Source organism: Dongia sp., assembly GCF_041910485.1.
Lineage (GTDB): Bacteria > Pseudomonadota > Alphaproteobacteria > Dongiales > Dongiaceae > Dongia.
In genome coordinates this window covers 202,984-214,281 of record NZ_JAYRQR010000050.1, presented here as the reverse complement: position 1 = coordinate 214,281, position 11,298 = coordinate 202,984, and the positions used below count along the sequence as shown (strand labels likewise).

Sequence of the window (11,298 nt, the reverse complement as noted above, 5' to 3'; positions counted from 1 at the left end):
AGCAAGTCCGGAAAGGATCAGATGGCTTTCATGATCGCTTCGGCGCTGGAAACCTCGAACGCGCCCGGCGCTTCGACGTTGAGCGTCTTGACCACGCCATTGTCGACCACCATCGCGTAGCGGCTGGCGCGCAGCCCCATGCCATAGCCCGTGCCGTCCATGGTGAGGCCCACGGCCTTCGAGAAATCGGCATTGCCGTCGGCCAGCATCAGCACCTTGTCGCCGGCATTCTGCGCCTTGCCCCAGGCGTCCATGACAAATGCGTCATTGACGGAAAGGCAGGCGATCGTGTCGACGCCCTTCTGCCGAATCGCTTCGGCATTGGAGACGAAGCCCGGCAGGTGCTTGGCGGAGCAAGTCGGCGTGAATGCGCCGGGCAGCGCGAACAGCACGACCTTCTTGCCTTTGAAGATGTCGTCCGTGGAAAGGGTCTGCATGCCGTCCTTGTCCATGGTCTTCAGCGATACGGACGGAATCTTGTCACCAACCTTGATCGTCATCGGCATTTCCTTTCGTTGGGTTCTTTCCGCAGGGTGCATGCCGCATCCCTCCGGTGTTCCTTGCGTGCGTCTAGATATAGGCCCCCCAAGATATAGGCCCCGGGGGCGCAGACTGCCAAGCGTGCAAAGTCACTCAAACAATTGCGGTTATTTTGCCTGTTCCAGGGCCTTCATGACAATGTCACTGGAAAGAAGTTCCGGCAGCAGAATGCCTTCCGGCGCACTTGGTCCATAGATGACGTTCATCGGAATGCCGAAGCGGCCGAAACTGGCGAGATAGGCGCTGATGGCGGGGTCAGGACGTGTCCAATCGGCCTTGAGGGCGACGGTGCCGCCCAGCGCACTGACGACCGGTTCCTGCGACAGAACGAATTCCTTGTTCGCCTTGCAGGTGATGCACCATTCCGCCGTCACATCCACGAAGACGATCTTGCCAGATTTGACCAGGTCGGGAACCGTGGCGGCATCGAACTTCTTCCAGGCGATGCCGTCGGTGTCACGGACGGTGGCGATGGCCCCCGTCTGTTGTAACAGGACAAAACCCAGCCACAATCCGGTGCCAGCCAAGGAAAGACCCAATATACGCTTCAGCCAGCGCATCCAGGCGCCGGGCCTTGGCAGCCAGGCAACCAGCTTTGGGAAGGCGGCGATCGCCAGATAGGGCAGAGCCAGGCCGATGCCGAGTGCAGCGAAGATGGCGGCAATTTCAACTGTGCCTCGCGAGAGGGCAAAGCCTACGGCCGTACCGACAAAGGGCGCCGAGCAGGGCGTGGCGAGAATTGTGGCGAGAATGCCGGTCAGGAAGCTGGCCAGCAGCGGGCGGCGCGGCTCGGCATGGTCGACGACATTGCCGAGGGCGCCGGCAATCGCCGGAATGGGAATCTGGAACAGTCCCCAGATATTGGCCGCCATGACGAAGCACAGCAGGGCCAGGGTGCCGAGGAAGAGCGGCTGCTGGAACTGGATGCCCCAGCCGATTGAATGACCTGCCGCCTTGACCGCAATGAGGATGGCAGCAAGGCCCATGAACGCCGCCACAATGCCGCCCGCGCTGGCAACGAAGCTGAGCCGCATGTGCCGGCGGGCAGCGCCCACCTGCTCCAAAACATGGCTGAGTTTGAGCAGCAGCACCGGGAGGACGCAGGGCATGACATTGAGGATGAGGCCGCCCAGGAGCGCGATGAGCAGCATGCTGACGATACCAGGTTCCCCAGCCGTCTCGGCTGCGGCAACTTCACTGTCTGAACCCGCCGAGAAAAGCTGTGGTACCAGCGTTTGCTCCAAGGCACGCGTACCGTCGAAGGCCGTGATCGTCAGCGCCGTGCTGGCTGGGTCCGGCCCATCGGTTTGCCTCTCAAATGGCAAGCTGAGATTTGCGGTCTGCCGGGACACGTCGACCCTCACGACAGGCTTGTCGAAAAAGAGACCGTTGGGTGCTTCGATGACGGCGTCCGGATTTTCAAACGGGGCGCCGTCTGAGCGCAACGTTATCTCCAGTTGCTGACCTCGAACAGCGAGGCCGGTAACGGCAAATCGGGCGCGGGCTCCCTGGTCGGGCACTAAAGATTGGTACTGGCTGAGCAAGGGCGCGTCGCTGCTGACGCCTGCATCGCCAGCCGGCAGTTCGAGCGACAGATCATGTTCATAAGGAATGCAGATCTGCTCGCACACCAAGTAGCGCAGCTTGGCCTTGAGGCTGACCGGCTCACCCGGATGCTGGGGTGTCACGGTCAGGGGATAAACGACCTGCTTGCCATAGCCGAAGGTCTGCAGGCCGAAGAGTTCGAACCGGTGCGGGACCGGATAGGCAAGTTCGGCCGTGGCGACATTGACCGATCCGCTGGTGTCGATGGTCGGGGCGAAGCCGGCATCGCCGGGGCTGCGCCAATAGGTCTTCCAGCCGTCCTTGAGGTCGATCTGGACCCCGAACGGAATCTTCGACAGGGAGCCGGCGGCGGTAACGGCCGAAATCAGACGCACTTTTGTCTGGTCTGTCGCCGCCGAGTCTTGCGCCAAGGCGGGGCTCGAATACGCGGCCAAAGCGGCGCAAAGTGCCGAAAGAATCCCGTTACGGACCCATTTCGTCAACGATCGCAAAGACTTGATGTCGTTAGGGTGATTCACTATTTGCCAACTTTCGGAAGCAATTATACCCTTGGAAGTACGGTTGGCGCTGCCGGCTTGTTTCAGCGACGGCGCGTCAAGACGCCGCTTAGAATGGATGGGCCGCCATGTATAAAGGGCTTTTACATCAAGGCTTTATGACGGGGCAACTGCTCGTCGCGATGCCGCAGATGCGGGACGCCCGATTTACCCGCACCGTTATCTACCTCTGCGCCCATACGAGCGATGGCGCGATGGGGCTGATTCTCAATCGCCTGGTCGGTGCGCTGACTTTCCCGGACCTATTGAGCCAGCTCGGGATCGATTCCGTGCCCGGGGCCGACCATATCCGCATCCGTTCCGGTGGTCCGGTCGAGACCGGGCGTGGCTTCGTCCTGCATTCGGCTGATTACGTCGAGGATGCGACGCTCAAGGTCGGATCGGAGATCGGTCTGACGGCAACACTCGACATCCTGCGCGACATCGCGGCGGGGCAGGGCCCGCGTCGCTCGGTCTTGGCGCTGGGCTATGCCGGTTGGGGACCTGGACAATTGGATGCCGAAATGCAGGCCAATGCTTGGCTCAACGTTCCGGCCGACGAGGAACTCATCTTCGACGACGATCTCAACGAGAAGTGGGAGCGCTGCATCGGCAAGCTCGGCGTTCACCTCTCGGCCCTGTCAGGCGAAATCGGCCACGCCTAGGCACCATTTGAGCGCAAGTCCCGGTCGGCGAAATCCTCCGCCAGCAATTGATGGCAGACATGGTCGCGCCAATCGCCATTAATCTTGAGATAGTTCGGCGCCAATCCCACCTCGCGAAAGCCGCAGCGGCGCAGCAGATTGCGGCTGGGTTCATTGTCAGGGATGCAGGCGGCGTCGATCCGGTGCAGATCGAGGCCGGGCCTTTCCGCAGTGCTTGAGGCAAAGGCATAGGGCAGCAGCAGGTCGAGGGCCGCGTGCATCAGGCCGCGACCGGCAAAGGGCGCGCCCATCCAATAGCCGAGAGCGCAGCTCTGCGCCGACAGACGCCGCACATTGTTGAGGTTGATGCCGCCCAGCAGAGCATGTTGCGGCAGGCCGTTGCGCCCTGTGGCGAAGATATGGAAGGCGTAGCCTTGATCCGTATTCCATTCGCGCACGACACGATTGATGCGGTGGCGGAAGGTCGCGCGCGACAGCGCATTGTCGCCCCAGGACGGCTCCCAGGGCTCGAGAAATGTCCGGCTGCTGCCACGCAGATCGGCCCAGGCCGGGTAGTCAGCCATCACGGGCGGGCGCAGATAGACATACGCTCCGGCCAGCTTCGGCGGCGCGGGCCGATAGGTCGGTTCAAAAAAGAACATGGCTTACCCTCGCGCCACGGCCACCCCAAGGTCGGCAGGACGGATCAAGCCTGCAGGCGCGCGCGCAAAGATGCAAGGTCCATGACCTCGCCGACCGGCCCCATCGCCGTCAATGTCGGCTTGCTCGCGGTCAGGCGGCGTGCCACGCGCGAGAGATCGTCCAGCGTCACCGCGTCGACCTTGGCAACGATTTCGGCCGGCGACAGGACGCGATCGTAGATCAGCAATTGTGCGGCCAACTGCTCGCAGCGCGCGCTGGTCTTTTCACGGGCCATCAATATGCCGGCCTTCAGCTGTGCCGCGGCGCGGGCGAGTTCCTCGGCACTGATATCGTGCGGCAGCTTCAGCAATTCGTCGCAGACGATCGGCAACAAATCACGCGCTTCCTTCTCGCCCGTGCCGGCGTAGATGCCGAACAGGCCGGCATCGGTCCAGGCGCTGGCAAAGGAATGGATGCCGTAAACAAGGCCGCGCTTTTCGCGCACCTCCTGAAACAGACGGGATGACATGCCGCCGCCGAAAAGCTGCGACAGCACGGCGCTGGTGTAATAGTCCGGATCGTGGATGCCGATCCCCTCGAAGCCGACCAGAATATGCGTCTGCTCAAGATCGCGGTCGTAAAGCGTCTCGCCGCCCGCATACTGGGCCGGTTCCGGGTTGCGTTGCTGGCCTTGCGGCAGGCTGTCGAACGCCTTGACCGCAAGATCGACCAGCCGCGCATGCTCCAGGTTGCCGGCGGCAGCAAGGACCATGTTGCCGGGGCGATAATGCCTCCGCTGATAGGCACCGATCTGCTCGGCGCTGAGTGCTGCGATGATTTCCGACTTGCCCAGCACAGGACGGCCCATGCTCTGGTCCGGAAAGGCCGCCTCCTGGAAATAGTCGTAGACGATATCGTCGGGCGTATCCTCGGCTTGGCCGATCTCCTGCAGGATGACGCCGCGCTCCCGCTCCAACTCCGCCGCGTCATAGGTCGAGTGCTGCAGAATGTCGGCGATGATGTCGATCGCCAGGGGCAAATCGCCCGCCAGCACCTTGGCGTAATAGGCGGTTTGTTCGCGCCCGGTATAGGCATTGAGGACGCCGCCTACATTCTCGATCTCTACCGCGATATCGCGTGCGGATCGGCGCGCGGTGCCTTTGAACGCCATGTGTTCGAGCAGGTGTGAAACGCCGTTCTCGGCCGCGTCTTCGTTGCGCGTGCCGATGCCCACCCAGACACCCAGGGAAACGGTCTCAACGGAGCCCATCCGATCGGTCGCAATGCGGAAACCATTCTCAAGCGTCGTGACGTCGATGCCGATCTCGGGTGAGGGGGTGATTTTATTCAATGCCGGAATGTCCGTTACCTGTTGTGGCCGAGGCGCGTATGCGCCAGGACATAGTCTTGCACCTTCTTGAGGTCGTTGGGTAGCTCGGAAAGCCGCTCCTTGCGGCCCAGAAGATCGGCAAGATGCGCCGGCAGCGCGGGGCGAATGCCGGTAGCCTTCTCAACCGCATCGGGGAACTTGGCTGGGTGCGCGGTGGCGAGCGCAATGGTCGGTGTCGCGTTCTTCCGGCCCTTTCCGGCGGCCATGGCGGCCGCAAGGCCGATGGCGGAATGCGGATCGATCAGCATCCCGGTGCGCTTATACATGTCCCTCATGGCGGAGAGCGTCTCGCGATCATCAAGACGATGCGCCTTGAAGAGCTTGGCCGTCCTCGGCCAACCCTTTTTCGGGGCCGCAAAGGTACCGGTCTTGCGGAAATCAGTCATGGCGGCGCCGAGCTTCTCGCCCTTGCGGTCGAAGAGATCGAAGAGGAGGCGTTCGAGATTGCTCGAAACCTGGATGTCCATGGACGGCGACAAAGATGGCGTAACCTTGCTGATCCTCATAGCGCCGGAATTGAAGAACCGGGTCAGGATATCATTGCGGTTCGACCCGATGATGAGTTCGTCGATCGGCAACCCCATCGCGCGCGCCGCATAGCCGGCGAACACATTGCCGAAATTACCCGACGGCACGGCGAAATTGACGGAGCGGCCCGGCGCACCCAAGGCCAGCGCACCGGTCACGTAATAGACAATCTGGGCCATAACGCGCGCCCAGTTGATCGAATTGACTGCCGACATGTTGATGCGGTCACGAAATGCGGGGTCATTGAACATGGCCTTGACCATGTCCTGGCAGTCGTCGAACGAGCCGTCGATGGCGATATTGTGGACATTGCCTGCATCGATCGTGGTCATCTGGCGGCGCTGGACTTCGGAAACACGGCCCTTGGGGTGCAGGATGAAAATGTCAATCGATTGGCGGTTCTTGCACGCTTCGAGTGCCGCAGAACCGGTGTCGCCGGAGGTGGCGCCGACCACCGTGATGCGTTCGCCGCGCGCCTTGAGGACGATGTCGTAGAGTTGCCCTAGGAGCTGCAGCGCCACATCCTTGAAGGCAAGAGTGGGCCCGTGGAACAGCTCCATCAGCCACAGGGATTCGTCGACCTCGATCAGCGGTGCGACGGCCTGATGGCGGAAGGTCGCATAGGCGGCACCGATCGCCTTGTCGAGCTCGGCAGCGGTCAGGGAATTGCCGACGAAAGGCTTCATGACCGCAGCGGCAACCTGGCGATATGGCTTTCCGGCCAGCTTCGCGAATTGGGCGTCGCTCCATTGCGGCCAGCTTTCCGGCACGTAAAGGCCGCCGTCCCGGGCAAGGCCGGTAAGCATGGCCGCCTCGAAATTGAGCTTCGGGGCCTGGCCGCGGGTGCTGATGTAACGCAAGGGAACCTCGTCTCGTCAGAGCAAAACCGGCCCCAAATTAGGGGTGGCGGCTGGCGCTGACAAGGCGGACGGGCTGCGAAATAATCATACGGCCTGATCGGCCGGCGCATTGCCGTGCCGCGTCGATGGCCCTGCCGTCGTTTCAAGGGAATGGAGCCGGTCTTCCGGCAGGATCAGCGTCACGGTCGTCCCCCGTCCCAATTCGCTGTCGATCAGGATTTGGCCGCCATGCATGAGAGCAAGCTTTTGCGAGATGGCGAGCCCTAATCCCGTCCCCTCGCGTTTGTGCCGGAAATCGGCACCAGACCCCTGGAAGAAGGGCTCGAAGATGCGGGAGACAGTCTCGGCATTCATGCCGATGCCCTGATCGATGACGGAAATGGCGATCCCGTTCGTCTGGCCGGCCGGCGGCCGGCTTACAGCGATGGTGATGGTCCCGCCCTGCGGGCTGAACTTGACCGCGTTGGAGATGAAATTGATGAGGATCTGCCGGATGCTGCGTTGATCTGCAAAGAGGCCGACGGCACCGACCGGGTTGTTGACGGCAATAGTGACCTTGCGTTTGACCGCTTCCCGATCGTTCAGCCGCACCGAGGCGGTGATGATCGGGGTCAATTCGCCGAGTTCCTCATTGAGTTCGAAGCGCCCCGCCTCGATCTTTGACATGTCGAGGATGTCGTTGATGAGCGTCAGCAGATGCTGGCCGGATTCGGCAATGTCCTCGATATATTCGCGCTGTTTGGGCGTCAGCGTGCCGAAGGCCTCGGCGTTGAGCACTTCGGCAAAGCCGATGATCGAGTTCATCGGCGTCCTTAACTCATGGCTCATCGAGGCCAGGAAACTCGACTTGGCGCGATTGGCCTGTTCGGCGTGCTGGCGCGCCTCCTGCAGTTCCGACTCCCGCTGCGCCAGAACAAGCTCGCGGCTTTTCAGCACGGTGACGTCGATCATCATGCCGCGCAGTTCCATCGATCCGTCGACCTTGCGCTCGATGCGGAAAAGATCGCGGATCCAGATGGGCGACCCGTCGCGATGGACCAGCCGATACTCCCACTCATAGTCCTGGTCGGGTTTGAGGTCGCGCCCGGTGATGAGTTCCATCCGCTCGCGGTCTTCGGGATGCATGAAACCGAACCAGGCCTTCGGCTTGTGCCAATCCGCCACGGCATAGCCGGTCATGGATTCAATGCGGTCGCTGATGAAGCTGTACGTAATGAATTCCGGCCCCGGCATCGCATAGGCCGCGACCTTGTTATTGTCGATGAGAATGCGCAAACGGGACTCGTTCTCAGCGATGCGGTCCAGCTGGCGATCGTGTTCGGAGCGTGCGACGGCAACGGCAATAAGCCCCAGTTCGCAGCTGAGGACGAACAGCATCAGCGCTGCATGCTCATGCGCACCGGCAATATGATGGAAGAGAATGGCGCCGTGGTGCGATCCGGTGATGATGACCAGCGCGAAGGTGAGGGCGGCGAGGCTCGCCCCGCGCCGGCCGTAATGGGTCAGCGCGTAAAAGGCGATGGGCAGGGCCAGGATACAGGCGAACACAAGTTCGCGGATGATGGCGAGCGTCGGTTGCAGCGCCAGCCACAGGAAAAGGCCCGTGGCGACGGCGACCCAGAACAGCTCCGACCGGAAAGGCGAACGAGCCTGCGCCTGTGTTACCCAAATAAGGACGAAGGGTACGACTGCGAGCAGGATGGTGGCATTGGCGACCATCATCACGGCGATGGCCGGCAATGCCTCCGGAACAGCGCCTAGAGAGACCGCGATGCTCGCCGTGACGGCGAAAACTGCAGCTGGGACCAGGACCGCCCCGAGGACCAGCAATTTGCCGAGGTCGCGCTGCCAGCGCAGGCGCAGGTCGATCGGCACCGCGACCTGGACGGTAAGATAGACAAGTCCGGCGCCAACGAGATCGGCAAGGCCGGCGAGGACCGCAACTTGCCAGTCGTTCTGGATGAGATACCGGGCAACGATGGCGAGGATGAGGAGTGCCGGGCTAAATCGCCAGCCGAGGAGCAAAAGCGGCGCCAGCAGCAGCGCGGGCGCGCCCCAGAGCAGTGGCGCCGTGGTCGGCCAGAAACTGGCGATATCGGCGCCGATGCGGTAGGCATAGGCCGTGCCGAGAACCGCCAGCAGCGCCACATAGGGCCGCCGTGCCGGTTCAATTGCCGCCCAGGATCTGCTGTTTTTTCTCATCCGCCCCAGCCAAGTGCGCCATGCTGCCAAGGGCGGCGATGCGACTCAAGCACTTAAGTAGTTTCTTCGTCGGCTTACAGATTGGGGTGTGCGCCGCTAGGCCTTGGCAGGCCCAAATCTTTCCAAATATTAACGATCCAGGTAGCGCTGTTCGAGATGGCGCCGGAAGACCCCGGCATCGAGCGGCTTACCGGTCGCCGCACGGACGATATCGGGCGAACTAAGGCTGGACGCCCGCTCGTGCACATTGGTCCGTAACCACCCCATCAGGGGCCCGAAATCGCCCCTTTCGAGAGCGGCGGGGATGCCCGGCACGGCCGCCACGGCAGCGGCAAAGAACTGGGCAGCGGTCATGGCGCCGAGGCTGTAGCAGGGGAAATAGCCGAAGGCTCCGTCGAACCAATGGATGTCCTGGAGGCACCCCTCCCGGTCGTTTTCGACGGTGAGGCCCAGCAGCTCCTTCATGCCGGCATTCCAGGCTGCCGGCAGATCGTCGAGGCTGAGATCGCCCGCCACCAGCGCCTGTTCCAGGCGATAGCGCAGGATCACATGGGCGGGATAGGTCACTTCATCGGCGGAGACGCGGATGAAGCCGGGCTCGACCCGCGTATAGAAGCGGGCAAGGTTCTCGGGCGTGAAGGCCGCCTCGTTGCCCGGATAGGTCGCGTTGAGCAGCGGCGACAGAAAGCGGCAGAAAGCGGTGCTGCGGGCCGCCTGCATCTCAACGATGAGCGACTGGCTTTCATGGAGTGCCATGCCGCGGGCATTGCCGACCGGCTGGCGCCGCCATGCGGCTGGAAGGCCGCGTTCGTACATCGCGTGGCCGGTCTCGTGGACGACACCCATCATGGCATCGGCGAACTGGGCCTCGTTGTAGCGCGTGGTGATGCGCACATCGTCCGGCGTGCCGCCGCAGAAAGGGTGGAGTGAGGTGTCGAGGCGCCCATGCGCGAAATCGAAGCCGATGGTGGCCATCAGCTTTTCGCCAAGCTTCTTCTGGGACTCGATGCTGAAGGGCCCCTGCGGCTCGATCACGGCCGGCCGGCGCGCCTGATGCTCCAGCACCTCTCCCAGAAAGCCCGGCAGGAAGGCCGCATAGGCGTCGAAGATGGGCGTGATGTCGACAGCGCGGGCGCCCGGCTCGAATTCGTCCATCAGCGCGTCATAGGGGCTCAAGCCCAGCTTGTCGGCCTTTGCCGCGGCGGCTTCGCGTGTGAGGTCGAGAACCGCTTTGAGCTTTGGCGCCACCAGCTTGAAGTCGCCCTTGGGCCGCGCCTCGCGCCAAGTCTTTTCGCAAGCGGCGCGGGCCTTGGTGCTGGCCTCGACCAGGTCCGGCGACAGGGCGGTTGCATGGGTATGGATACGCCGCATCTCATGGAGGTTGGCTGATTGCCAGTCGTCCAATTCCGCTTCGTCAGCTTGGGCCAATAAATCGTCGGTTTCCGAGGCAGTCAGCATTTCGTGGGCGATGACGTTGATGACGGCAAGCTGCTCTGCGCGCGATTCATGGCCGCCTTCCGGCATCACGGCTGCCATGTCCCAATGCAGCATGCCGGCCGCCTCCTGCAGGGCGCCCATGCGCGCGAAGCGCTTCTCCAGCCGCTGGTAGGCCCCGGTTGTCGCGTTTCTGCTGCTCATGCCGCCTATTCCTGCTGCTCGTTCCGCGCTTGACCGGCCTTGAGGCCGTGGATGACGTAGATGATGCTGAGCGTCAGGGCCAGCGAACCCCAGGTGATCGCATATTGCAAATGATCATTGGGGAGATTGATCCGCGTCTGTCCACCCAGCGGATAGTTCCCCGGAATCTCCGTCTTGACGGCGTCGAGGTAGAAATCGGTGCGGAAGGGAAGGTTGCTCGCGGCTGCCATTTCGGCCGGCGCCAGATAGAACCAGCGGTTCTTCTGCGGCTCGTTCGGCGGTTGGATCCAGCCCTGCTGCTGTGGCAGGCGGATGATACCATCGAAGGCAACGTCGCCGGTGAACTGGCCGTCGGGCCGCGTCGCGGGATCGCGGCGTTCCTCCGGCACCCAGCCCCGATTGACGAGCAAGGTCTGGCTGCCGTCCGCCGGCTGGAAAGGTGTCACGATCCAATAGCCCACATTGCCGTTCTGCGATCGCGCCGGCATGTAGAATTCATGGGCATGGTCGAAATGACCGTTGAGCGCGACGCGGTGGAATTCGGCCAGCTTGAGGTCCGCGCCAGGCGCCGGCACGGCGACGGGGCCGGCGGTTGTGCGTTCGACCCGCTCGGCAATCAGCGCTTCCTTCCAGTAGAGCCGCTGCACCTGCCAGACGCAGAGCGCCAGCATGAAGAGAACAGCCGGAATCGTGAACAAGGTCGGCCACAGGCCGGGTCGGAAAGAGCGCTGGGTCATTGGAAAACCGGGAAT

At 62.5% G+C, this 11,298-nt stretch carries 9 protein-coding genes; 1 reads left to right on the top strand and 8 read right to left on the bottom strand.

Annotated elements, in window-relative coordinates; all coding sequences use genetic code 11:
- Positions 1-17: 17 nt before the first annotated feature.
- Together ACE3PP_RS17010 and ACE3PP_RS17005 are read right to left on the bottom strand one after the other, a co-directional pair.
- Positions 18-500 carry a peroxiredoxin gene (locus tag ACE3PP_RS17010; protein WP_374384392.1) on the bottom strand — a complete coding sequence of 161 codons (483 nt, stop codon included), beginning with the start codon at positions 498-500 and terminating at the stop codon, positions 18-20.
- A 147-nt stretch (positions 501-647) separates the two neighbouring features.
- Positions 648-2,480 (bottom strand): protein-disulfide reductase DsbD family protein, encoded by a 1,833-nt coding sequence (locus ACE3PP_RS17005; RefSeq protein ID WP_374384391.1) that lies wholly within the window; start codon positions 2,478-2,480, stop codon positions 648-650.
- A gap of 281 nt (positions 2,481-2,761) precedes the next feature.
- Between ACE3PP_RS17005 and ACE3PP_RS17000 the strand changes: the two genes are divergently transcribed.
- Complete coding sequence (locus ACE3PP_RS17000; protein WP_374384390.1) at positions 2,762-3,307, top strand: YqgE/AlgH family protein; 546 nt, start codon at positions 2,762-2,764, stop codon at positions 3,305-3,307.
- On the opposite strand, the gene ACE3PP_RS16995 is transcribed toward ACE3PP_RS17000, so the two are convergent.
- The 6 genes from ACE3PP_RS16995 to ACE3PP_RS16970 form a co-directional block, all read right to left on the bottom strand.
- Positions 3,304-3,948, bottom strand: coding sequence for a GNAT family N-acetyltransferase (locus tag ACE3PP_RS16995; protein ID WP_374384389.1), 645 nt, complete (start codon positions 3,946-3,948; stop codon positions 3,304-3,306). The two genes, ACE3PP_RS17000 and ACE3PP_RS16995, sit on opposite strands and share 4 nt — an antisense overlap.
- Before the next feature lie 44 nt (positions 3,949-3,992).
- On the bottom strand, positions 3,993-5,279 hold the full coding sequence (locus ACE3PP_RS16990) for a M16 family metallopeptidase (protein WP_374384388.1): 1,287 nt from the start codon (positions 5,277-5,279) through the stop codon (positions 3,993-3,995).
- 14 nt (positions 5,280-5,293) lie between these two features.
- Entirely contained in the window at positions 5,294-6,706 is a 1,413-nt protein-coding gene (thrC, locus tag ACE3PP_RS16985) for a threonine synthase (RefSeq protein ID WP_374384387.1), read from the bottom strand.
- Positions 6,707-6,790: 84 nt separating this feature from the next.
- A complete protein-coding gene (locus ACE3PP_RS16980) occupies positions 6,791-8,908 on the bottom strand; it encodes an ATP-binding protein (protein WP_374384386.1) in 2,118 nt (705 codons plus the stop codon).
- A 129-nt stretch (positions 8,909-9,037) separates the two neighbouring features.
- Positions 9,038-10,546, bottom strand: a complete 1,509-nt coding sequence (locus ACE3PP_RS16975; RefSeq protein WP_374384385.1) for a carboxypeptidase M32 — start codon at positions 10,544-10,546, stop codon at positions 9,038-9,040.
- Positions 10,547-10,551: 5 nt separating this feature from the next.
- Positions 10,552-11,283 (bottom strand): SURF1 family protein, encoded by a 732-nt coding sequence (locus tag ACE3PP_RS16970; RefSeq protein ID WP_374384384.1) that lies wholly within the window; start codon positions 11,281-11,283, stop codon positions 10,552-10,554.
- Positions 11,284-11,298 lie beyond the last annotated feature (15 nt).

Excerpts from the sequence above, each read along its gene's own strand:
- ACE3PP_RS17010 (WP_374384392.1), bottom strand. The coding sequence starts at position 500 with ATGACGATCAAGGTTGGTGACAAGATTCCGTCCGTATCGCTGAAGACC.
- ACE3PP_RS17000 (WP_374384390.1), top strand. The coding sequence starts at position 2,762 with ATGACGGGGCAACTGCTCGTCGCGATGCCGCAGATGCGGGACGCCCGA.
- ACE3PP_RS16995 (WP_374384389.1), bottom strand. The coding sequence starts at position 3,948 with ATGTTCTTTTTTGAACCGACCTATCGGCCCGCGCCGCCGAAGCTGGCC.
- ACE3PP_RS16980 (WP_374384386.1), bottom strand. The coding sequence starts at position 8,908 with ATGAGAAAAAACAGCAGATCCTGGGCGGCAATTGAACCGGCACGGCGG.
- ACE3PP_RS16975 (WP_374384385.1), bottom strand. The coding sequence starts at position 10,546 with ATGAGCAGCAGAAACGCGACAACCGGGGCCTACCAGCGGCTGGAGAAG.
- ACE3PP_RS16970 (WP_374384384.1), bottom strand. The coding sequence starts at position 11,283 with ATGACCCAGCGCTCTTTCCGACCCGGCCTGTGGCCGACCTTGTTCACG.